Genomic DNA, 23,698 nt, shown 5'->3' on the forward strand with positions numbered 1-23,698 from the left:
TGCCAGCGCTGCAATTTAGCAGATACCTGGCCATGCCCGGGCCAAAATCACCTTCAGGTCCAGGCCCGCGGGCAATTCGCCAATGATTCCGCCGCGCTGGATAACCCGACTGCGCACATAGGCATCTGCCACGGCGGCGGGCGCGGATTGAATCAACAAGGCCGCCTGCCACAGTCGGGCCAGCCCGGCGGTGATGTGACGCGCCTGCGCCGGGTCGACGGACGCCGAGGCATCACCGGCCGAAGGGGCCGACGCCGACGTCCCCCGAGGCAGTTGGCCCCCCACCTGTGTCAACCATTCATCCAGTGCATGATCATAGGCGGGCCATTCCCCCCTCGAGGGCTCCAGCTCCGCCCGCAACGCCGCCAGGCACCCGGGGTCGCGCTGCAACGCACGCAAGACATCCAGCGCCATGATGTTGCCCGACCCCTCCCAAATTGAATTCACGGGAGCCTCTCGGTACAAGCGCGCCAGCGGGCCCTCTTCGACATACCCATTGCCGCCCAGGACCTCCATGCATTCGGCGATCGCCGTAATGGCGCGTTTGCACACCCAGAGCTTGGCGGCCGGGGTTCCGACCCGCACCAACGCCCGTGCGCCCGGCCCATCCAGTGCGTCGTCACGCTGATCGACCGCGCGTGCCAGGCGCAGGGCCCACGCGGTCGCGGCCTCGCTCTCCAGGGCCATATCCGCCAACACCTGACGCATCAAGGGCTGTGACGCCAGGGCTTGGCCAAACGCTTGCCGATGCTGAGTATGATGGGCGGCCTGCACGACTGCCTGCCGCAACAGCGCCGCACTTCCCAGCACACAATCCAGCCGCGTCGTCGCCGCCATCTGTAACAGCATCGGCAACCCCCGGCCGGGTTCACCGATCAGCATGCCCCAGGCACGTTCGAACTCCACCTCGCCGCTGGCGTTGCTTCGGTTCCCCAATTTGTCCTTTAATCGGCGCAGTCGCACAGGGTTGCGCGGCCCCTCCGGTATCCAGCGAGGCACAAAGAAACACCCTGGCCCCTCCTCCGTATTGGCCAGCACCAAGTGCGCATCGGCATGCGGCACCGAAAAAAACCATTTATGACCCGTCAAGTGGTACACCCGGCCGCGGCCGCCCCGACGCTGTCGCACGGCCTCAGTGGTAATCGCGCTGAGGTCCGATCCCCCCTGCTTTTCGGTCAATCCCATTCCGATCAACGCCCCCTTCTTGGCGGATATCGGGGCGTCGACCGGGTCGTACTCTTGGGAAAACAGGGCGGGTAACCAGTGCTCCGAAAAATCAATGGCTCCCGGCGGTTCGCCCTGCAACAGCGGTACGGCGGCAAATGTCATCGTCGTGGGGCACAACGTACCGGCTTCGACCTGCCCCTGCATCAAATACGCGGCTGCGCGGGCAGCGTGTGCTCCCGGCCGTATCGGTGCTTTCGCGGTCGTCGAGGGCGCTGCCGACGATTGTCGCCAGGCATGGCTATGTAAACCGCGCGCCACGATCCCCGACATCAAGCCATGCCACGCCGGATGAAACTCCACCTGATCGACACGATGGCCATTGCGGTCGTACCCGAGCCAGCGCGGTGAGTAACGATTGGCCTGCTCTCCGGCCGCCAAGGTAGACGCGCGCCCCAGCCAGGCCCCGTGCTCGCGCAACGCCGCAACCCACTCGCCCGCCCCCTCGCGCTGCACCGCCTGCTGCAGGACGACATCTGTCTCGTAGAGGGAATAATCCTCTAGCGGCGCCACTTGATTCAACACAGCATGCGTCTGAAAAGCCGACTTCCCCGCTCTCGACCTCATACCCTCTCCTTTGAACCAGGCCTGAAATCAGCCCTCGTCGCCCAATACCCGTTGCGCATCTTCGTCCGGCAACGCCTCGACAGTCTTTAGATTGCGCAACATCGCCCGAGTACGGACCTCAGTCTGTCCCAGCTTGGTGCTGGCGGTCTCTAATGTCTTTTTCACGCTTGCCAATGAATCGCCAAACCTCGCAAACTCGGTTTTCACCGCGCGCAGCACCTGCCACACCTCGGACGAACGCTGTTCAATCGCCAGTGTCCGAAAGCCCATCTGCAGACTGTTGAGCATGGCGGCCAGATTGCTCGGCCCGGCCACATTTACCCTCAGGCTCTGCAGCTTATCCAGCAAACCGGGACGCCGCAGGATCTCAGCATACAGCCCCTCCGTGGGCAGGAACATGATCGCGAAATCCGTCGTATGCGGTGGCGCCACATATTTGGCGGCGATCTGGCGGGCCTGTAACTCCACCGCTCGCGCCAACGCCGCTCCGGCCACCCGTTCGCCCTCGGGATCCACCGCGTCATACGCGTCCATCAAGCGCTCGTACTCTTCTTTGGGAAATTTAGCGTCGATCGGCAGCCACACCGGTTCAGCCCCGGTCTCGCGCCCGGGCAAACGAATCGCGAACTCCACAACGGCGTCGCTACCTGGCACCGGTTTGACGTTAGCGGCGTACTGGTCAGGGGTCATGACGTCCTGAATCAGGCGCGCCAGTTGCACCTCTCCCCACGTCCCTCGCGACTTCACATTCGTCAGCACCCGCTTCAGGTCTCCCACGCCGGCAGCCAGCGACTGCATTTCTCCCAGCCCTTTGTGAACCGCCTCGAGCCGATCGGACACCAGCTTGAACGACTCGCCCAAACGTTGCTCCAGCGTGGCATGCAGTTTTTCGTCGACCGTGCGGCGCATCTCGTCCAACCGCTTGCTGTTGTCGGCCTGCAACGCCTGCAGTCGTTGATCAACCGTCTGGCGCACGTCCTGCATCCGACGGTCATTCAGCGCGACCAGACCCTCCAGACGCTCGCTGAACTGCGCCGAAAAACGCGTCAATGATTCCGCATACTCGACGCGGGCCGCCTGGGCATCGCGCGACAGCACCGTACGCAGCGCCTCGTGGCCTTGGGCCAGTTCGGTGCGCAGGCCCCGCGTCGACTCCGAAAATTCCGTTCGCAGCCCACGCTGGCTCTCATCCAGATCCGAACGCAGCGCACGCTCCAGGCGATCCAGACCATCCATCAATTGTTCCATCTGCGCGTCGCCAGACGGACGCAACCATAGACGCAAGACAATCAATAACACCAGCACCGCCACGATAGCGGTCATCCAGGGCAAAGCATCCACCCAAGGGAAAGCGTCGATCAAGGGCAATCTCCCGAAAACATCATTGTAGGCCGGGGCATGCCGCCGCCCGGGCCCTTAGGAGGCGGTCGGTTTTGACAACACGCCCGCCCTGTTTTCCCCCAAAGCATTACCCCAAGTTGCGAAAATTTCGCTTAACTTCGACAATCCGGATAGCAGAAATATTTCTTATCATCGTTTTGCAACAAATTTTGTCTACAGTCGATGCCCCGTTTGGCACAGGCCAGTCCTTTTCACCGCTCGATGCAGGCGTGATCGACTCCTGTTTGCGCCCCGGCAACTTTGCCACCGTGTTCGGTCCGCTGGACCTCGCCGGCGCGCAGGTCCTCGCCCGGGGCGCAGATCGCTACGTTTTCCAACACCCTCACGAGCCCTCCCTGCTGATTAAAGTCATCAACATGGAGGCCTACGCGGCCTATCTGGAACGCAAACCGCTCAAGCGGTTCTACAAGCAGTTCCAACGCGAAAGCGCCTATCGGGTATATCTCAACGAGTTGTCCGAATACGTCACAACGACGACAGTGCCCTCCGGGGTATGGAGCATCCCGATGTCCCGCGTCGTCGGTGTGGCGCAAACCACGCTGGGGCTGGGTCAACTCGTCGAAAAAATCACGGGTGACGACGGCCAACTCGCCCCCACGCTGGCCGAGATCATCGCCCGCGAGGGCATCTCTCCCGCCCTGAGTGCGCAGTTGGATGCCTTTTTCGCCGACCTGATCGACTCGCATATCGTCATCAACGATTTGTCGACCAAGAACATCGCCCTGGGCCGCAACGCGGATGGCAAAGAAGGAATGTTTCTGATCGATGGGTTCGGCGTGCTGCCGTTGATCCCGCTATACGCCTGGAGCAAGCGGCTGAATGCGCAGCGCATGCGCCGCAAATACACCGCGTGGCGGGCCCGCATACAGCGCCAATACGACGAAGCCCGGGCGACGGCTCAGGCCAGGATCACGCCGTAACGATCCGTCCAGTCGTAATGTTCACCGACCGCTTGCCCACGACGCAACGGGTTGCGGGTACAAAAGGCCGCATAGGACGGATCGACATAGCGGTAACGCAAATGCTCGTCACGGCCCGCCGGAATACCCAGACGTGTCGTGCTGATCAGCCGCTCGGGAGACGATCCCACGTCCTCGACGAAAAACACGGTCGGGTCGAAAGACCGTGCATCCCACTCCGGGACTTTCAACCCCAGGGCACGGCACAGCAGGGTTTGTCCCCCACATAATCGTCCTTGCGGCCGAGGCTGCCCACGAGCGTCGGGATTGAGTGCTTGCATGACGGCCAATGCATCGGGTCCGGAGACCGTATCAACCCACGGATGCGCCGATTTGATCAGCACCGCATTGCCTGGCCCGCCCGCACTGAAATTCAGGGAATCGCCGCCACGGGCGTAGTACATGTACACCGTGCCGCCACCCATAAACAAGGCACGGCGCTTGTGGGTATAGCCCAGTGACGCGTGGCTGCCCTTCTCTGCCAGGTAATACGCCTCGGTCTCGATGATGCGGGCCGACAGCCACACCCCATTCAGACGGCGGCGAATCACCTTGCCCAACAGTTCACGCGCCAACTGGCTCGCATCGCGGTCAAAGAACGCGTCGGGCAGCGCCGGCCCGGGATGCCCCGACATACTCAGGCGAAGCGCTCGCCGTAACGTTTTTCCGAGAAGCCGACGGACACCTCGCCATCGGGGGTCACCGTAACGGGCCGGCGCACCAAGGCCGGATAATCGGCGATCAGTTGCGTCCACTCGGCATCGGATTGTGCGGCCTTGCGCTCATCAGACAGGCCGCGCCAAGTCATCGAGGCACGGTTGACCAGCTTTTCCCAGCCGCCCACCTTTTTCGACCAGGCCTTTAAGGTAGCGGCCGGCACGGGATGATCGCGGTAATCAATAAACTCGTGCTCGACCCCTTGGGCCGATAACCAATCGCGTGCCTTGACGCAGGTGCTGCATTTATTCAAGCCATATAGAGTTGCCTGGTGCTTCATGTGGAATCTGACTCCTTGCGCTGTTGCAGACGATTGAGCACGATGACGCAAATGCCTACCGCCAGGATAAACAACGTCGCCAGCGCGTTGACCTCGGGCTTGAGCCCCAGGCGTACGCGCGAAAAAACTTCCATGGGCAAGGTCGTGGACCCAGGGCCGGACAAGAACGACGCCAATACGACGTCATCGAGCGACAGGGTAAAGGCCAACAACCAGGCCGATATCAACGCCGGCGTGATCAAGGGCAACGTGATACGGAAAAACACCGTCAACGGCGTCGCCCCCAGATCCAGCGCGGCCTCTTCCAGTGAACGATCCAGATCCCGAATCCGGGCCTGAATCACTACCGCCACATAGGCCACGCATAGTGTGACATGGCCCACCCAGATAGTAAAAATGCCATTGTCGGCGGGCCAACCCAGCAAGCCGCGCATTTCCACAAACATCAGCAGCAGCGAAATCCCCAACACCACCTCAGGGATCACCAGCGGCGCACTGAGCATTCCCAAATACAGCGTAAAGCCCCTGAACCGCCCCATGCGGCCCAACACATAGCCCGCCCAGGTTCCGATGATAACGGCCGCCGTCGCGGTCAATCCGGCAATCTTGAACGATAGCCAGGCCGCGCTCAGCAAGGCGCTATCGTTGAACAGCGCCGTATACCAGCGAAACGAAAAGCCGCTCCACGAGGTCACCAGAGGCGAATCGTTGAACGAAAAAACCATCAGGCTGACGATGGGGGCATACAGAAAGAAATAGCCCAGCCCCAACGCCAGACCGCGCGCGGTGTTGTTGGGCGCTGTCATGCCGCCCCCCGCGTGGCCATTTCCTGCTGACGCACCTGGCTGTACTGAAAGAGTGCCAGCGGCACCAACAACAGCAGCACCATGACGCACGTCACGGCAGATGCCATCGGCCAATCGGCATTATTAAAAAACTCGGTCCACATGACGCGACCCATCATCAGGGTATCGGCGCCGCCCAGCATTTCGGGGATGACGTACTCGCCGACAGTGGGGATGAACACCAGCATGGCACCTGCGATCACGCCCGGACGCGACAGCGGCAGGGTTATGCGCCAGAACGCCTGCCACGGACGCGCGCCCAGATCGTAAGCCGCCTCAAGCAAGCGCAAATCCATCTTCACCAGCGTGGCATACAGCGGCAGGATGAAAAAGGGCAAATACGCATAGACCAGGCCAATATAGACCGCCAGATCGGTACGATAAATTTCCAGAGGGCTGGAAATAATGCCCAGACTCATCAAGAACTTGTTCAACAAGCCGTCGTTACGCAAAATGCCTACCCAGGCATACACGCGCAACAGCAGTGACGTCCAAAATGGCAAAATCACGCCCAGCAGCAGGAGATTGCGTACCGCGGGCGACGAGCGTGCGATGTAGTACGCCATCGGATAGCCAATCAACGCGCAACACACCGTCGTCACCGCCGCCATCTTGAGCGAACTCAGGTACGTGTGCAGATACAGGCTGTCGGTAAACAGGCGGATATAGCCGGCCAGGTGCAAGCTGAATTGCACCGCCTCGTCTTTGAACTCCGTTAACGCCGTATACGGCGGAATGCCGAACTGCAGTTCAGCAAAACTGATCTTGAGCACCAGCAAAAATGGGACTAACAGGCACAGCGTCAGCCACAAAAACGGCGGCACGATGGCCAGCGTTCGCCCTGATGGGATCCAGTCGCGGGGCGCGGACAGCTTCATGACGCCAGCACCGTCGCACTGTCTGCGCTCCAGCTGACGTAGATTTCCTCGTCAATGCCGGGCGCGTCGGCCTGGGCCAGTTGCAGGCTGGGCACGCTGGCCTCAACGATTTTTCCGGAGTCCAGTCGTATCTGGTAAAGCGCATAGCTGCCCATCCACGCCATGTGACTGACCATGCCGTGCGCCCAGTTGTATTCCCCCTGGGGTTGCACCTTTGACACAACCAGTCGCTCGGGCCGGATCGAAACGTGTACTTCCATCCCGAGGGGTTCGTTGACGCCATGACTCACATACAACGGCCGCGTGAGGTCTTCGCTCTCGATGGCGACGTGATCGGGCTCATCGACCACGATCGTGCCCGTAAATAAATTCGCCGAGCCGATAAAGCCCGCGACAAAACGCGAGTTGGGAAACGCGTAGACGTCTTGTGGCGTTCCGCATTGCACGATCTGGCCCTCGGTCATGACGGCCAGGCGGTGTGCCATCGTCATGGCTTCTTCCTGGTCGTGCGTGACCATCATGCAGGTCACGCCCACTTGCTCCAGAATCTTGACCAGTTCGATCTGCGTTTTCTGGCGAATCTGCTTATCGAGCGCTGACATGGGTTCGTCCAGCAGCAACAGTTTGGGCCGTTTGACCAGGCTGCGCGCCAGGGCCACGCGCTGTTGTTGGCCCCCCGACAACTGATGCGGTTTACGGCGCGAATAGCCGGCCATCTGCACCAGATTCAGGGCCTCGAACACCCGATCGTTGATCTCGGCGCGCGCGACACCCTCTTGTTTCAGGCCGAACGCCACGTTGGCTTCGACCGTCATGTGCGGGAACAGCGCATATGACTGAAACATCATGTTCACCGGACGCCGGTACGGCGGCACATTGGTGATGTCCTCGCCATCGAGCATGATCTGACCGGACGTGGCGTCTTCGAAGCCGGCCAGCATGCGCAGCAAGGTCGATTTGCCACAACCCGAACTGCCGAGCAAGGCAAAGATCTCGTTGCGTTTGATAGCCAGATTGACGGATTGGACCGCGACGACGTCGCCAAAGATCTTGACCAGATCGGTGATCCGGACGAACTCGTCTGGATCACCGGAATGCTGTGCCGCGTAACGGCTGTCACTCATGATGCTTATCGCCCCGATTTCAGTTCCGCCCACATGCGAGTCTGCAGGCGCTGGATTTTCATCGGCTGGGCCTTGATCACATAGAGTGTCTTGGCCACGTCGGGCGGCGGGTAAATCATTGGATTGTCAGCCACGTCCTTGATCACGAACTCGCGCGCCGCCTTGTTGGCGTTGGGATAGAACATGGTGTTGGTGATGGCCGCGTGAACCTTGGGGGTCTCGATGTAGTTAATGAATGCGTGCGCGGCATCGACATGGGGTGCGTCTTTGGGGATCGCCATGACATCAAACCACGCCGGGGCGCCACCCTTGGGGATGAAGTAGTTGATGTCGTAGGGTTTTTTGGCATCCTGGGCACGCTTGCGGGAGATCATGACGTCGCCCGAAAAGCCGTAGACCATGCAGAGATCGCCGACCGCCAGTTCGTCAATGTAACCGGACGAGCTGAATTGACGGATGTAGGGACGAATCTGCTTGAGCAGATCGAGCGCGGCTTGGTAGTCGTCGGCGTTCTCGCTGTTGGGGTCTTTCCCCAGGTATTTGAGCACGGCCGGAAAGACCTGTGCGGCTTCATCGAGCATCGAAATGCCGCAGTCTTTCAGCTTGGCGGCGTTTTCGGGCTTGAAGAGCATGTCCCAGTTGGCGAGGTCGACGCCCTCGCCCATGATCTCTTTGACTTTGGTGACGTTGTAACCCAGGCCGTTGGTGCCGTAGCCCCAGGGAATGACGTATTCGTTGCCGGGGTCGATGGTCGCGACGAGCGCCATGATGTCGGGGTCGAGATTGGACCAATTGGGGATTTTGGTCTTGTCGAGTTTTTGGTAAAGACCGCCCTGGATCTGGCGAGAGGCGTAGTGGGTAGAGGGCACGACGACGTCGTAGCCGGATTTGCCAGTCAGCAGTTTGGCCTGCAGGGTGTCGTTGGTGTCGTAGACGTCGTACCGGACTTTGATGCCGGTTTCGCGTTCAAAGCCGGAAATCGTGTCGGGCGCGGTGTATTCCGCCCAGTTATAGACGTTGACGACTTGATCTTGCGCCCAGGTGCAGGATGCGGCGGCGCTTAGCGCCAGGCCGAATATCCAATGCATTCCCGCCATTGTTTTCATGCGAGCCCCCCTTTGCTACGTTCTTTACGGATGCGAAATTCGCTAGAGGGCAAAATGATAAAGCCTTTTTTGTGACTAGGCTGGCAATTGCGTCTCTACCGGGGGCGCGTCTCTATTCTGGCGTTCCTGTCAGCGCGCTGTGGCCCGGCCGGCCCTTTGAACCGAGGGAAACGCCGCGCAGCGGCGTCGAGGGCGCCTGCATGCGCCCGAGCCGAGGTGATGGGCCGGCCGGGCCACAGCGCGCTAACAGGAACTCGCGATGGTGACTTGCCTCGGCGGGGAGAGCGATGCCGCCCAGGTTGGGCGAGCCCGCTAGACCTTCATGACAAAGGGATCCTGAATCTCGTCGCTGGTCTCACACCACACGCTTTTGGTCTGCAGAAATTGGTCCACCGATTCCATCCCGTTGACGCGGCCGATACCACTATCCTTATAGCCGCCAAAGGGCGAATTGAACGCCAATGCCCGATAGGTGTTGACCCAAACCGTCCCTGCCTGCAATCGCTTGGCCATCGAATGCGCGCGACTGAGATTCTGCGTCCATACGCCCGCGGCCAAACCGAATTTCGTGCTGTTGGCCAAAGCCACGACCTCGTCATCGTCATGAAAAGGCGTGACAGCCAGCACGGGCCCAAAGACCTCTTCCTGCATGATCGGGTTATTCGCGCTCAGGCGATGCAAAATGGTGGGCTCGAAAAAGTAACCTCCCTCCAGCCCCGCCACGGACGTGCGCCGGCCACCATGCAGGGCCTCGGCGCCGGCCTGCAAAGCACTGGCTACCATCGTTTCATTTTTCTGTAGCTGCGCCGCCGTCGCGGCCGGACCCATTTGGGTATCGGCAGCCAGGGGATCGCCCAGGCGAATCTGCTTGACACGCTGCACCAGGCGGTCCAGGACCTGCTCATAGATGCTGTCATGCACATAGGCGCGCGACCCCGCAATGCAAGTCTGCCCCGCGGCCGCAAAAATGCCGGCCAACAGCCCGACGACCGCGTTATCGATCAAGGCATCGCCAAACACGATATTCGGGCTTTTTCCGCCCAGCTCCAGCGTGCAACTGGCCAGGCGCGCGCCAGCGCGAGACGCGATGTGACGTCCCGCTGCATCGCTGCCCGTAAAACAAATCTTGGCGACATCCTCATGGTCGACAAGCGCCGCACCGGCCTCGCGTGCGCCTGTCACCACATTGATCACCCCCGGCGGTATGCCTGCCTCTCCAGCCAACCGGGCCAACTCAAACGCCGAGGCCGACGTCACCTCCGACGGCTTCAACACGATGGTGTTGCCCGCGGCTAAAGCAGGTGCGCAACTCATGATGGTCAGAAACGTCGGCGAATTCCACGGCACGATCACCCCCACCACACCCAGGGGTTCGCGCAACGTGTAATTCAGCACACTGGCGCGCTCCAGCGGAATGACACGGCCTTCGATCTTGTCGGCCAGGCCGCCAAAGTAATACAGCCATTCTTTCACCACCGTCGCCTGCGCCTTCATCTCGGCCAGCAGCTTGCCGTTCTGTGCCGACTCCATGCGCGCGATCGCGTCGGCCTGACCGGCGATCTTGTCACCCCACGCCATCAGCAAACGTCCGCGCCGCGTCGCCGACAGTTTTCCCCACGGGCCTTCCAGTGCCTCGCGGGCCGCCTGTACCGCTGCGTTGACGTCTTCGCTGCCAGACTCGGCAAACGTGCCCCACTCCTGGCCATTCGCGGGATTGATGCTGGTAAACGTGCGCCCGCTTTGCGAAGGGATCTGTTGCCCTGCAATGAAATTCGTAAAAGACGCGAGCTGGGATTGCTGTGTTTGCATGTCAGTTGTCTCTCGAAAAGGGTTGGAAACGTCGGGGGCGCCACGCGTGCGGAAACAAAACCACCGGCTGCTTAATCTGGAACGATACCAGCAAGGCATTTTCACCACCTGACGTGTTGTTTGGGAATGGTGACTTGCCTTGTCGTGCGGGCGCTCCTTTTACAGCTTGCCGGAGATTCCCGCTTCTTGGATGATCTTGGTCCAGCGCGCCTCTTCTTGTTTCACATATTCTCCCAACGCGTCAGGTGAGCCCACATTAGCGACCAACCCTTCGAGCGCTAACGCTGCCTGAAAATCTTTGTTGTCGGAGACCTTCTTGATGGCGGCATTCAATTGATCGACAACGGTCTTGGGCGTGCTTTGCGGAACAAATACGCCGTACCAGCTATCGACAAAGTAACCTGGCTCGCCCGACTCCGCGACGGTCGGCACACCAGGATAGGATGGCGAACGATCTTTGCTCGTCACCGCCAGCGCGCGCAATTGTTCGTTCTTGACGTGGCCGCTGACACTTGCCGATGTCGAGAAGATCATGTCAATCTGCCGCCCCATCAAATCGTTGATCGCTGGGCCCGCTCCTTTATACGGCACGTGCAGAATGTCGACTTTGCCCAGGCTTTTGAAAAGCTCACCCGCCAAGTGCGCGGAGGTGCCATTTCCGTAGGACCCGAACGTCAGTTTGCCTGGATTGGCGCGAGCATAAGCCAGAATATCCTGCACGCTCTTGAACTTGGACTGGGGCGACACCACCAGGACGTTGGCCGATTTTCCGATCATCGCCACCGGCGCAAACGCCTTGTCCGTGTCGTAGGGCAATGTCTTTTGGATGGCAGGATTCACCGCGTGGGCAAATGTCGCCATCAGCAAAGTATAGCCATCTGGCGGGCTATTCGCGACATTTTCCGTGCCGATGATAGTGCTGCCCCCGGGCCTGTTCTCGACGATAACGGACTGACCCAACTCGTCCGTCAAACCCTTGGCCAGTTGACGAGCGACGATGTCGGTACCCCCTCCTGGCGTGAACGGCACCACAATACGCAAAGGTCGTTCCGGGAAGGCAGCTTGCGCCAGGGGGGCCACCATGGCGGCGACTGTCAATAGGGCAGCGGCAAGGCTTCGAACTCGTCGCGCCGAAGTTTGGTCGGTTTTCATGCGTTGTCTCCTGATTATTTTGCGCCGTTTGATCGCAGCGCATAAGAAAAGTGTAGGAATGACAGGACGGCCTGCCACCCTGGCAATTTCACCTGACGGAATTAGTCTGCTGCCTGTTTGAGAACCGCGATGCCGTCGGCAGCGCATACGCCTTGCCCCAGGGGCTTGACGAACAAGGGATTAATCTCCGCCTCGATCAGTTGGGCCTGCAATGCCTGTGCCATATGGGCAAAGGCAAGCACAGCCTCGATCAGTGCCGGGACGTCGGCGGGCTCGCGGCCGCGATAACCATTGAGCAAAGGCCAGGTTTTCAAGCGCTGTAATGCCGCCCTGACCTGCCCCGCTGTCAGCGCCACGCCGGCCTCCGGCAGTAGCAGCAGCGTGGTATCACGAACCAATTCAGCGACCACGCCTCCCATGCCCAACAAAATCGCGGTTCCCAGCGGGTCCTTGTGGACACCCACGATCACTTCGGCAGCTCCGGTCACCATTTCCTGTACGAGAAAGGCAGTGGGCGAGTGACCCGTATGTCGCTGCACATCAGCAGCCATCTGTCGCAATCGCGGTATGACGTCCTGCGGCGCAACATTGACAGCCACACCGCCAACGTCGCTCTTGTGAGTGATCTCGCTAGACAACAGCTTCAACACGACGCGAGACCCAAACCGTTTCGCAGCCTCGGCGGCCTGCTCTTCGGAGTGCACAACGATTTCCCTAACACCCGGCACGCCAAACCTGGCGAAAAGCGTCTTGGCCTGAACTTCGTCCAGCGAGCCGTGCTCGGCACAAATCAGAGGCGCCTGCGCCGCGGACGTGACAGGATCCGGTTCAGGCAATGACTGGCGTGTATGGACCTGCCACATGGCCGACAAGGCAGCGCTGACGCTCTCCGGTGAGTAAAACGCGGGAATGCCGTAGCGGCTGAGCACCTCGGCCGCCTGAGGCGCGTGCGGACTAATGTAGGCCATCAGCGGCTTACCGCTCAGCGCGAGTGAATCCTTCAACGCACCGGCCATCAACTCCGGCTGTGCGACTGCGGACGACCCCACGATGACCACCATCGCATCGTACTGATCGCTCTCCAACACAATACGGATCGCGCTACGCAATAAGTCTGGCTGCAAGCCCGCCAGCGTCACATCGATTGGGTTTCGATCCAGTGCGGCATGGTCGCCCGTTTGCAGCGCCCGCAATGCCTCACCGGTACGCGTATCAGGCGCAGGCAATTCGAAACCCGCCACACCTAGGCAATCGGCCACCAACGTACCTGCACCTCCCGTAGATGTCAGGATCGCCATCCGGCGCCCGCCAAGCTCACGCTCATTGGCCAGGGCGACAGGAATATCCAGCAAATCGGAAAACGTCTGCGCTCGAATAATCCCTGTTTCTTCGAATAGCGCGTCATACATGCCGTCGGAACCCGCCAGCGCGCCCGTATGCGACACGGCGGCCTGGGCGCCAGACTCTGACCGGCCGATTTTGAACGCGACAATCGGTTTGCCCAAACGGGCGGCCTTGCGTGCTGCGGCGCGGAACGTACTCGGATTGCGGATGCTCTCGACATAGAGCGCAATCACGCGGGTTGCGGGGTCGTCAGCCAGCGCATCGATAAAATCAGCCAGATCCAAATCGACTTCGTTGCTGGTGGATATCAGCTTGGAGAACCCGACGCCGCGCGCCGCCGCCCGCGACAACAGCGCACCCAGAATTCCACCACTTTGAGACACCAGCCCAATGGCGCCGCTCACAAACTGATCCACCTCCAACGCACCACTGGCTGACAGCGTGATTCGGTCCGTCAGGTTGACCAAACCAATCGTATTGGGTCCCAGTATTCGCATGCTGCCGGCCGCTGCGCGCAACTCGCGCTGTCTGCGAACGCCGTCTTCGCCAATCTCTGAGTAGCCACTTGCAAGAACAATAGCGGCACCGGTACCGATAGCGGCCAGCTCGCGAATGGCTTGCTGCGTGCGCTCTGCGCTCAACAGCACAATGGCCACGTCCGGCGCTTCTGGTAAGGCACCCACTTCAGGGTAGCAAGGCAGGCCATCGATCTCAGTTGCCCTGGGGTTAACGGGATAGATCCGCCCTTGGAAACCGTGCTTACGCAAGTAAGCAATCGGCCGCCCTGACGTCTTTGCCGGATCAGCCGAGGCCCCAACGACCGCCACACTGCGAGGCTGCAGCAATTTTTGCAGGCCGCTCATTTGGATTCCTTTTTTGCCTGGGCCATCTTCGCCAGGAATGCCGTCACAGACTCACGATGCTCGCTGCTGGTGTAGCAGATGCCCTGCGCCTGGCTACCCATGGCAAAGACCTGATCCGCCGTCAGTTCAGAACTCTGGTCAAGAATTGATTTGCTCAATGCAAGGGCCGTAGCTGAACCTTGCGCAAGTTCATTGGCCCAACTTTGTGCGGCGTTTAGCTCATCACCAGCGACCGCAAGCCGATCAGCAATACCCAGCTTGAGCGCTTCCTCGGCTTGCACTTTCCGGCCGGAATAGATCAATTCCTTGGCCCGGGCAAGGCCGACTCGGCGCGGCAGGAAATACATGCCGCCGCCATCGGGAATCAGGCCTCGGGCGATGTAGCTCCAAGTGAACGTTGCATTCTCGGATGCCACGATGAAATCGCAGCTCAATGCAGTGTCTGCACCTAGTCCGGCAGCAGCACCGTTTACCGCCGCAATCGTCGGCTTGGGCATGCGATACAGCAGGCTGACGGCATGATGCACGCGCTGTTGTCGAGACCAGCCATTAAACGCCACCTCACCTGTCGGCGCATCCATGCGGCGCTGCATCCCAGCAATGTCGCCACCGGCGCAGAATCCCTTTCCCTCGCCGGTCAACACCAGGGCCTTGACAGCACGATCCTGCGCAACGGCCTCCAACGCGTGGATCAACTCGGCACGCATCGGGTCGCTGATCGCGTTGCGCTTTTCCGGCCGGTTCAGCGTCAGTGTCGCCACTCCTTCTTGCGTTTGAAGCTTAATGAATTCGTAGTCCGCCATTTCTAGGCTCCGCCTCCGTGAGTTTGCCAGCCACAATCGTTACGTTTCTTGTGCTGGATATGACGACACAGTAAGCGTTACAGTGTGCGCAAACATCACCCCATTTCCATAGAATGGAATTGCATGAAAACCGTCCGCCAATCCAAACATCCGCCCGACGACGCTCGCCAACGCTTCGATGGCGTCAGCCAGAATCGCTCGCTAGAGCGTGGTCTGGAGATCCTTCGTGCCTTCAAGCCGGGCACTGATCTGCTGGGAAATGGAGACATTGCGGAACGCACCGGGCTGGCGGCGGCTACGGTCAGCCGCCTTACGCAAACGCTAGTCGTCAGCGGCTTTCTGGAACACGATCGCCGAGCTCGCGCATATCGGCTTGCTGCGCCGGTGCTCAGCCTCGGCCACGCAATGCGTGCGGCGTCCCCTATTCTGAAAGGCGCCACACCACTGATGCGTGACGCATCCAACAAGCTTCGCGTGAATGTTGGTCTGGCCAGCGCAGACCGCAGTGAAATGGTGTATCTGGAATCTATCCGCTACAACGTCAGAGCTTCCCTACGCACCATCGTCGCTGGCCAGCGTGTCCCTATCGAACTCACCTCGCTTGGGCGCGCCTATCTGGCTACGCTAGACGCGGCAGCCCGCAGCGTGTTGCTGGGTGGAATAATGCGCGGCTATCGCAGCGCGTCTTGGAAGCCGATTCGCGCAGAGATTGAAAGGGCGATCGAAAAAATCGCCTCTGTTGGCTATTGCCAAGCATCCTGGCAACCAGGAGTCATTGCGTTGTCCACGCCGCTAGAAACCCCTGGTGGGCAGCCGCTAGCGCTGAATTTAAGCCTTATTACAGCCGAAACCGCCTCATCCATTGAGCGGCAGTATGCGCCGACGCTCTTAGACCTGAAGAAGAGAATCGGCCATGAGCTTAGCCGCCAGGAACTGGCCGGATTAATCCCTTGATCTGACAGGCTGATATACGTTGATGCGGCGTAGCGCTATTGAGACGTCCCTGTCCGGTGCCATGGCCGCGTTGGCCTGTTTGAGGATCGGGCAGTCCCGCGCAGCGGGACCTCGGCCCGTGCTTATGGGCCGAGTCGAGCCGATCAGGCCAACGTGGCCATACCACCGGACAGGGACTCACAGCAGTAGCTTGCCCTCGATGCCGAATGCCCATGGTCAAGTCCAGTAAGGCATGACCATGACAAGTCAACGTGGCAGCACCAGTGTGAATGGGAAGATAACGCGAGCCGAGGTCCGTCGTGTGTAGGCGGCGCCGGCGTTTTGAGAAACGGGCAGCCCCGCGCAGCGGGGCCGAGGCCCCTGGTTGGGCCGAGCCGTTTCGATTACGCCGGCGCCGCCTACACACGACGGACCTCGGTGCATTAAGAACCAACACCCTCTACGACTTAGCCATCCCCCGCATACAAGCAAGATAAGCCTGATCAATGCGCCCCCACAGCGCATTCCCACGATCCGCGCCAACCTTCTCAAGCGAGCGCTTTAACCGCAGCAAATTCCCACGACGCTGCCGATCAGAGACACCGCCCTCTGTACCGCGGTCGAAATCGATAAGCCAAACTTGCCCCTGCGGATCAAGCAGAACATTAAAAGCGTTCAAATCCGCGTGCCAGACACCCTGGCGGTGCATCGCGGCGATCGCAGTCGCCACAGGCTCCCAGACGGGCTCCTCCAAGAGATGAGCTAGCGGGCGGACATCAGGAATGCGTTCAACGATGATTGCGGCCCGATATGTCAGGCCCTCGCGCCAATAAGCCGCCGCGAGCGGCGTCGGGACCTTTAGGCCCCTTGCTCGCATCGACGCCAGCAAACGGTACTCGCGGAAACTGCGGGTGCGGGACTCGCCTTGCCACAAATAGGCGTCCCGGCTGACGCGAGCGGCCAGGCCGCCGCGCCGGTAGCCACGTAACACGCCTTGCCAGCCCTCACCGTCGACAAACCAGGCGGCCTGGCGGCCACCCGCATCGACGGGGCGGGCTCGGTCACCGTAACTGGCGGGATCAAGTAAATGCGGATCAGGGGGGCCCAGGCGCGGGTCACACAGCATCGCGCCTGTGGACGGTGCGTTTTGCCACGCCAGGCGTTGGGCACCGGACGCATCTTGATCGTGTTCAATCGTCACGATTGCGCATCCAGTCGGCCACGCCATAAAACGCCTCGAGCAGACGATCGACTAGTTCGGGCGAAAATCCCTCGTCTTGCATCGCGCGTCCCATGCAGGCCACCCACTGGTCTCGCTCGACCCGGCCGATAGAGAATGGCAAATGACGTGCTCGCAGCTTGGGATGGCCGTACTGCTCTATGTAGTAATTGGGACCGCCAAAATAACCGCACAGGAACAGGAATAGCTTGTCGCGGGCCGAGTCCAGGCTGGGGCCATGGACGCCCCGCAAAATAACGAAATCGGCCTCCATGTCCATCAAATCGTAAAAACGATCGACCAGAGACCGAATCGCGGGCTCGCCGCCCAGCGTTTCAAATAGCGTAACGGAGGTCTCGAGCGTCTCGGCCTTCGGTTGAACACGACTGGCAGTCATCAGATTTCTCGCAGAGCCGGCACAAGGCAATAGTCCCACCGGCAACAATTCAGAACAGGATAGATCTCCATCAGGCCTCTCTCAGCGTCAATAGGGGCGGCGTACGCAGCACGCCGCGCAGGGCCAAGGCGGCACCGCCCCAAGCGGCCAGCATGCCGACACCGATACCGACCAGCCAGGGCCAGAGGCTCAGCGTGATCTGGAAATCAAACACATAGACAGAGAGCGCCCAACCGATGGCGCTGGCCCCGGCGGCCGCCAGCAGGCCCGCAAGGCCGCCCACGGCCAGCACTTCCAGTCGTTGGGTACGCGCCAATTGGCGACGTGTGGCGCCCAGCGAGCGCAAGACGGCAGCCTCGCGGATACGTTCGTCGCGGGTAGCGGTCAGTGCTGCCGCCAGGACCAGGATGCCCGCCGCGAGCGTAAAGATGAATAGCACTTGTACCGCGGTAATCACTTGATCCAGCACAGACTGCAGCTGATTCAGGATGGATCCCACGTCGAACACGGTCAGGTTCGGGAACTGCCGGACGAGCTCGCGTGGCAGCGTGGCCTGCTCGGGTGGCAAATGAAAGGACGTGATCCAGCTTTGTGGCATACCCTCGAGCGCCGAGGGTGACAGCACGGCGAAGAAATTCACTTGCATGGAATCCCAGTCCACGCTGCGCGTGCTCGCCACGGTGACCTCGACCTGCTGGCCGGCAATATCGAAGGTCAGCACATCCCCCACCGCCAAGTGCAAAGACTCCGCCAGACCCGACTCCAGCGACACCTCGGGGGCATCCGGATTCAGCCAGCGGCCCTGCTCGATCTGATTCGCGGCGGGCAGATTTTCCCCGTATGAAAGATTGAATTCGCGGTCGACGAGCCGTTTCGCACGCGGGTCTTCGTAGTCGTCGGGGCCGATCGGGCGACCATCGACAGCTATCAGGCGCCCACGGATCATCGGCCAGAGCGTCACGTTATTTAAGTCATGTGCGCTGAGAAAATCCTGCACCGCCTGGCGCTGATCCGGTTGGATGTTGATCAGAAATCGATTGGGCGCATCCGGGGGCAAGGTGCGTTGCCAGCCTGCGACCAAGTCGGTACGCGTCATGGTCAACAGCAACAGGGCCATCAAGCCGATCGCCAGTGCGCAGACTTGGGTGATCGTTGCCGCGCGTCGCCGCACGACCCCCGCCAGTGCGAAACGCAGGGTAGGCATGCCCGTTACCAGGCCGCGCAGCCGCGCCAGGCCCAGGACACAAAGCCAGGCGACCAGCGCAAAGGCGCCAAACGCCCCCAGGAAACCACCGGCCACCACGGCACCCAAGCGGACATCACCGGCAAACCACGCGATCAGTAAAGCGAACCCCACGGCCCCCAAGGCATAACCGATAGCACTGCGCGCCCGCACCATGTCGGCATCGCGACGCAGTACTCGTGCCGGCGGGACGTGGCGCAACTGCGCCAGCGCGGGCCACGCAAAGCCCAGCAACAGCAATACGCCCGTCACCAGGCCCTGCAAGGCAGGTATCGCCGACGGCGCGGGCAGTTGGGTATCAATCAGATTGCCCAGCGCCAGCACCAGGCCCTGATGCACGGCAAATCCCAGCAGACCGCCCACGGCCGACGCGAACAGGCCGACCAACGTGAACTCCAGCAGCAACATGCGCGTCACCTGCTGCTGAACCGCCCCCAGGCAGCGCATGATCGCGATGCCATCACGATGACGCGTCATAAAACGCCCCGCCGCCAGCGCGACGGCCACCGCGGAAATCAGTACCGCCAGCAAGGCCACCAGAGACAAAAACCGCTGCGCGCGGTCCATCGTGCGCTGGACTTCGGGGCGACCGGACGCCACGGTTGCCAATTTTTGTCCGCGTTGCAGATGCTCGTTCAACCACTGGGAATACGATGTCACCGCGTCGGGCTCGCCCGCCGCCAATAGGGCATAACCGATGCGACTGCCCGTCGCGATCAGGCCAGTGGCGGGCAAGTCGTCGGCGCGCATCATCACGCGCGGCGCCACGTTCACGAACTGCATGCCCCGGTCGGGCTCATAGGTAATGACACGCGTCACCCGCAACCGGCTATCGCCCAGGCCGATCGTGTCACCTACCTCAATGCCCAAGAGCGCCAGCAACTGGGCATCCGCCCAGACCGTTCCCGCCGCCGGGATATCGCGCGTGTCGGCGCCCCCGGTATAGGGGTCGTCGGCGACCTTCAGGCTGCCGCGCAGCGGATAGCCCGGCTCCACCGCTTTGAGCGAGACCAATTGTGCGGCATCGCCGACGCTGGCCATCGACGGAAACTGCCAGGTGCGGGACACCTCCAGCCCCCGTTCGCGCGCGGCGTCGAAAAAATCCGCCGCAATGGGTTCGTCCGCATCCAACAGCAGATCCGCACCTAACATCTGGCCGGCGTCGCGCTCCAGCGCCCGGCCAACCCGGTCCGCCAGGAATCCTACGCTGGTGACCGCGGCCACCGCAACCACCAGCGCCAGCACCAGCAGGCGCAGCTCACCCGCGCGCGTGTCGCGCATCATCATGCGGGCGCCCTGGCGTAATGTGGCCAAAAAACCGGGACCGCGCCGACGGGAAACGCGCTCGGTGGACGGCAAAGAAGAGGAGGAGTCAGGGAAATCCATCATTTCGCAATGGTAACCAATCGGCGTTTCAATGGCCGATTGTCAGGTGAATGCCGCTATGATGCGCGCTGGGCGTAACATGCGACCGAGAATATTAGATCTCATTAACACAAGGAGAAGACACCATGCGCAAGACTTGGCTTGCCGCCACGATTTTTGCTGCCTGCGCCGCTACCGCTGCGCTGCCCGCCGTTGCTCAAACCCCTCTGAAAATGGCCTACGCCCTGTCGACCTCGTCCCATTATGGGGCAGGCGCCGACGCGTTTGCCAAGTCTATCGAAACGGCCACCAACGGCCAGTACAAAGTCGAACAGTTCGCCAACAGCGCGCTGGGCGGCGAACGTGAGGTCATCGAAGGCCTGCAAATCGGCACCATCGACATGGCCATCGTCTCGACTGGCGCCACGTTGAACTTCGTACCAGAGACCGGGGTATTCGACATTCCCTTCCTGCTGCGCGATCTGGACCATGCCCGCAAGGTGCTCGACAGCAAGATTGGTCAAGACATGCTCGCCAAATTTCCCGACCGCGGCATCGTAGCCCTGGCCTGGGGCGAACAAGGGTTTCGCCACTTGACCAACAACGTACGCCCGGTAAAGACCCCGGCGGACGCCAAGGGCCTGAAGATCCGCACCACCGAAAACCCGATCCATATCGCGGCTTTCCGCGCGATCGGCATCCTGCCCACCCCCATGGCCTGGCCCGAAGTCGCCACCGCCTTGCAACAAGGCACGATCGATGGCCAGGAAAACCCGCTGTCGGTGATTACCTCGGCCAAGCTGTCGCAGATCCAGAAACACCTGTCGCTGACCGGCCACGTCTACGGCCCCGCGCTGGTACTCATGTCAGCCAGCGTCTACGACGGCCTGTCTGACGAAGACAAAGCCAAGTTCAAAGCAGCTGGCAAGGCCTCGGCCCAAGCCATGCGCGATTACGTCGACGACATCGAAAAAACAGGTGTTGCACAACTGCGCAAGGAAGGCATGGAAGTCACCACTGACGTCGACCGCCCCGCTTTCGCGGCCCTTGTGGAAACGGTCTACCCCGAGTACTACAAAAAGTTCGACAAAAAGCTGATCGACGCGATCCGCGATACGAAATAATCTGTCCCCCCGGCATGGCGAGATTGTCATCACGACATCTGCGCCATGCCTGCTTCACTTTGTTTCCCTCACGTCCGCATTCGGAATTCACCATGCGTATGCTTCGCCTTGCCGAAAGCACCTTATTCAAGGTGGTATCGGTCCTCGCCCAAATTCTGCTCGTCGGCGCCGCACTGGCCGCTTTCTATCAAGTCATCGCCCGATTCGTGCTGCAGTCGCCCGCCGACTGGAGCGAAGTCCTGACGCGCGCCTTGCTGATCTGGACCGTGTTCCTGGGTATCTCGCTGGCCTTTCGCCGTGGCGCGATGATCAGCGTGGAACTCCTGCACAACCTGCTGCAGGGCCCCCGGCGACGCCTGCTGGAACACGTCATCGCGATCGTCTGCGTGGTCTTTCTGGTGTTCCTTGCCTGGGTCGGCGGTCAGATGACCTATCGCGTTCGCTTTCAGAACGTACCCAGCCTCAACATCCCGATCTCCTGGATTTATGTGTCGATCCCGATCGGCTGCACGCTCGCGGCGATCGCGGTATTGACGCGCTGGTTGCTCGGCGCCGACGAACCGGCCCCCGTGCGCAACGACGCGCAAGGCTGATCTTCCTCATTCCTCTATTGCACAGTATCCGGGCCTTCTGCCATGTCCCAATTAATGCTCCTTACGATGCTGATCTTCTTCGGGCTATCCGTACCCGTCGCGATCGCCATCGGCTTGGCCAGCGCTACCGGCGTCTCCATCGCCGGCCTGCCCTGGCTGGTTATCGCCCAGCAACTCTACGCCGCGCTCGATAAATACCCGCTCGTTGCCGTACCGTTCTTTATCCTGGCGGGCAACCTCATGGAGGCCGGCGGCATCTCGGAACGCATGGTCGAATTCGCCAAAAGCGTCGTAGGCGGCATTCAGGGCGGCCTGGCCTGCACCTGCGTGTTGACCTGCATGATTTTCGCGGCGGTCGCGGGCTCGAGCGTCGCCACGACCTTTGCGGTGGGCGCCATCCTGATCCCCGCCATGGTGCGCCACGGCTACCCCGCGCCGTTTGCGGCCTCGCTGCAAGCCAGTGCCGCCGAGCTCGGCGTCATCATCCCGCCATCGGTACCGATGATCCTGTTTGCCGTCTCGACCGACACCTCCACCGGCGAACTCTTCATTGCCGGTATCTTGCCCGGTGCCCTGATCGGCATCGCCCTGATGGTGTACGTCTGGCTCTACGCCAAGCGCAATGGACTGGGCAAGCGCGACGGAGAAGACCGCCTGCCGCTCTGGCCCTCATTCAAGCGCGCCTGGCTGGCGCTACTGATGCCCGTCATCATTCTGGGCGGGATCTACGGCGGGATCTTTACCCCCACCGAAGCCTCGGTCGTCGCGGTCATGTACGCGATCCTCGTCGGCAAATTCGTCTATGGCCGACTGAGCTTTCGCACACTGTCGCAGACCCTGCACCGCTCGGTGATCTCGACCTCGGTGATCATGTTCATTATCGCCAACGCCGGCGTATTCAGCTTTCTGCTCAACCGCGCGGGCGTGCCTAACGCACTGGGGACCTGGCTAGGACAGATCTTTCACGACGAGACGATGTTCCTGCTGGGTGTCAACGCCTGCCTTTTCATCATTGGCATGTTCATCGAAACCTCGGCTTCGGTCGTGGTGCTGGCGCCCTTGCTGCTGCCCGTTGCCATCCAGTTCGGCATCGATCCCGTGCACTTCGGCATCATCATGGTGGTCAACCTGGCGTTGGGCATGATTACGCCACCCTTTGGCGTCAACTTGTTCGCCGCATGCGCGGTGGCCAAGGTACCACTGGAACGCTTGATCAAACCCTTGATACCATTCGTATTGGTCGTCATTGCCTGCCTGATGGTAATCACGTATTGGCCAGGTCTATCGCTGGGGCTGCGGGATCTGGTCTACGCCAAATAGCCCGCTTGTGTTGCCTGTACGATGACTGTTCCGTTCCCCATCCGCCAAGAGTGCCCCCCCGGGGCCTGTATTTGCGATCGTGACAAATTGCTCGAGGCGCCTGGCGGGGACATTCGTATCCTGAAACTGACGCGCGACGAGGAAAAAAAACTCGTCGCGCGCCTGGAAAACCTCAGCAGCCTGGATGATCTACGGCACATGCAAGACCGCATGCACGCCTTGCTGGGGATTTCACTCACCGTCGCGCCCGGTCCGAACGAGGTCCGCACGGTGCGCGGCCTGCAAATCGAGATCGCCAATCAGCCGGGCCTGTGCAACAAGACCCGGCAGACGATTCCCGCGGCGATACGGCGCGGGTTGGACCGGAACCCCGAAATCGTTTTTGCGCTGCTGGATTCCTATGACTTGCTGGGTGGCAACTAGGCCCGCCCC

The 23,698-nt window shown here is 60.9% G+C and carries 21 protein-coding genes; 6 read left to right on the plus strand and 15 right to left on the minus strand.

Annotated features, from left to right (window positions below):
• Positions 1–15: 15 nt before the first annotated feature.
• Together ACYVDM_RS14725 and ACYVDM_RS14730 are read right to left on the minus strand one after the other, a co-directional pair.
• Positions 16–1,791, minus strand: coding sequence for an acyl-CoA dehydrogenase family protein (locus ACYVDM_RS14725; RefSeq protein ID WP_415792896.1), 1,776 nt, complete (start codon positions 1,789–1,791; stop codon positions 16–18).
• Positions 1,792–1,818: 27 nt separating this feature from the next.
• Positions 1,819–3,114, minus strand: coding sequence for a DNA recombination protein RmuC (locus ACYVDM_RS14730; protein ID WP_415792986.1), 1,296 nt, complete (start codon positions 3,112–3,114; stop codon positions 1,819–1,821).
• A gap of 287 nt (positions 3,115–3,401) precedes the next feature.
• On the opposite strand from ACYVDM_RS14730, the gene ACYVDM_RS14735 reads away from it, so the two are divergent.
• Entirely contained in the window at positions 3,402–4,112 is a 711-nt protein-coding gene (locus ACYVDM_RS14735; protein WP_415792987.1) for a YrbL family protein, read from the plus strand.
• Here the strand turns inward: ACYVDM_RS14735 and ACYVDM_RS14740 are convergent.
• From ACYVDM_RS14740 to ACYVDM_RS14785, 10 genes are all read right to left on the minus strand, one after another.
• Entirely contained in the window at positions 4,091–4,786 is a 696-nt protein-coding gene (locus tag ACYVDM_RS14740) for a DNA-3-methyladenine glycosylase (protein ID WP_415792897.1), read from the minus strand. The genes ACYVDM_RS14735 and ACYVDM_RS14740 overlap by 22 nt on opposite strands.
• A 2-nt stretch (positions 4,787–4,788) precedes the next feature.
• Entirely contained in the window at positions 4,789–5,148 is a 360-nt protein-coding gene (locus ACYVDM_RS14745) for an arsenate reductase (RefSeq protein WP_415792898.1), read from the minus strand.
• On the minus strand, positions 5,145–5,954 hold the full coding sequence (locus ACYVDM_RS14750) for an ABC transporter permease subunit (protein ID WP_415792899.1): 810 nt from the start codon (positions 5,952–5,954) through the stop codon (positions 5,145–5,147). The genes ACYVDM_RS14745 and ACYVDM_RS14750 overlap by 4 nt, the downstream gene beginning before the upstream one ends.
• Positions 5,951–6,871 carry an ABC transporter permease subunit gene (locus tag ACYVDM_RS14755; RefSeq protein WP_415792900.1) on the minus strand — a complete coding sequence of 307 codons (921 nt, stop codon included), beginning with the start codon at positions 6,869–6,871 and terminating at the stop codon, positions 5,951–5,953. Before ACYVDM_RS14755 ends, ACYVDM_RS14750 begins: the two co-directional genes overlap by 4 nt.
• Entirely contained in the window at positions 6,868–7,995 is a 1,128-nt protein-coding gene (locus tag ACYVDM_RS14760; protein ID WP_415792901.1) for an ABC transporter ATP-binding protein, read from the minus strand. Before ACYVDM_RS14760 ends, ACYVDM_RS14755 begins: the two co-directional genes overlap by 4 nt.
• Positions 7,996–8,000: 5 nt before the next feature.
• Positions 8,001–9,101: a polyamine ABC transporter substrate-binding protein gene (locus ACYVDM_RS14765; RefSeq protein ID WP_415792902.1), complete on the minus strand. Its 1,101-nt coding sequence runs from the start codon at positions 9,099–9,101 to the stop codon at positions 8,001–8,003.
• A gap of 312 nt (positions 9,102–9,413) precedes the next feature.
• Positions 9,414–10,910, minus strand: a complete 1,497-nt coding sequence (locus ACYVDM_RS14770) for an aldehyde dehydrogenase (RefSeq protein ID WP_415792903.1) — start codon at positions 10,908–10,910, stop codon at positions 9,414–9,416.
• 159 nt (positions 10,911–11,069) lie between these two features.
• Entirely contained in the window at positions 11,070–12,062 is a 993-nt protein-coding gene (locus ACYVDM_RS14775; RefSeq protein WP_415792904.1) for a tripartite tricarboxylate transporter substrate binding protein, read from the minus strand.
• Positions 12,063–12,163: 101 nt separating this feature from the next.
• A complete protein-coding gene (locus ACYVDM_RS14780) occupies positions 12,164–14,269 on the minus strand; it encodes an acetate--CoA ligase family protein (protein WP_415792905.1) in 2,106 nt (701 codons plus the stop codon).
• On the minus strand, positions 14,266–15,072 hold the full coding sequence (locus ACYVDM_RS14785) for an enoyl-CoA hydratase/isomerase family protein (RefSeq protein WP_415792906.1): 807 nt from the start codon (positions 15,070–15,072) through the stop codon (positions 14,266–14,268). Before ACYVDM_RS14785 ends, ACYVDM_RS14780 begins: the two co-directional genes overlap by 4 nt.
• 123 nt (positions 15,073–15,195) lie before the next feature.
• Between ACYVDM_RS14785 and ACYVDM_RS14790 the strand changes: the two genes are divergently transcribed.
• A complete protein-coding gene (locus ACYVDM_RS14790; RefSeq protein WP_415792907.1) occupies positions 15,196–16,026 on the plus strand; it encodes an IclR family transcriptional regulator in 831 nt (276 codons plus the stop codon).
• Positions 16,027–16,465: 439 nt separating this feature from the next.
• Here the strand turns inward: ACYVDM_RS14790 and ACYVDM_RS14795 are convergent, their stop codons facing one another.
• From ACYVDM_RS14795 to ACYVDM_RS14805, 3 genes are all read right to left on the minus strand, one after another.
• The gene (locus tag ACYVDM_RS14795; protein ID WP_415792988.1) at positions 16,466–17,200 is read right to left on the minus strand and encodes a 3-deoxy-D-manno-octulosonic acid kinase; all 735 of its coding nucleotides are present in this window, start codon (positions 17,198–17,200) and stop codon (positions 16,466–16,468) included.
• Complete coding sequence (locus ACYVDM_RS14800; protein ID WP_415792908.1) at positions 17,196–17,621, minus strand: group II truncated hemoglobin; 426 nt, start codon at positions 17,619–17,621, stop codon at positions 17,196–17,198. Before ACYVDM_RS14800 ends, ACYVDM_RS14795 begins: the two co-directional genes overlap by 5 nt.
• Before the next feature lie 70 nt (positions 17,622–17,691).
• Positions 17,692–20,253, minus strand: a complete 2,562-nt coding sequence (locus tag ACYVDM_RS14805) for an ABC transporter permease (protein ID WP_415792909.1) — start codon at positions 20,251–20,253, stop codon at positions 17,692–17,694.
• Positions 20,254–20,375: 122 nt separating this feature from the next.
• On the opposite strand from ACYVDM_RS14805, the gene ACYVDM_RS14810 reads away from it, so the two are divergent.
• From ACYVDM_RS14810 to ACYVDM_RS14825, 4 genes are all read left to right on the plus strand, one after another.
• Positions 20,376–21,353, plus strand: coding sequence for a TRAP transporter substrate-binding protein (locus ACYVDM_RS14810; RefSeq protein ID WP_415792910.1), 978 nt, complete (start codon positions 20,376–20,378; stop codon positions 21,351–21,353).
• A 92-nt stretch (positions 21,354–21,445) separates the two neighbouring features.
• On the plus strand, positions 21,446–21,946 hold the full coding sequence (locus ACYVDM_RS14815) for a TRAP transporter small permease (RefSeq protein WP_415792912.1): 501 nt from the start codon (positions 21,446–21,448) through the stop codon (positions 21,944–21,946).
• A gap of 42 nt (positions 21,947–21,988) precedes the next feature.
• Positions 21,989–23,266: a TRAP transporter large permease gene (locus ACYVDM_RS14820; protein WP_415792913.1), complete on the plus strand. Its 1,278-nt coding sequence runs from the start codon at positions 21,989–21,991 to the stop codon at positions 23,264–23,266.
• A gap of 21 nt (positions 23,267–23,287) precedes the next feature.
• A complete protein-coding gene (locus ACYVDM_RS14825; protein WP_415792914.1) occupies positions 23,288–23,689 on the plus strand; it encodes a hypothetical protein in 402 nt (133 codons plus the stop codon).
• Positions 23,690–23,698 lie beyond the last annotated feature (9 nt).

The sequence above is a fragment of the Bordetella tumulicola genome, from assembly GCF_054779135.1.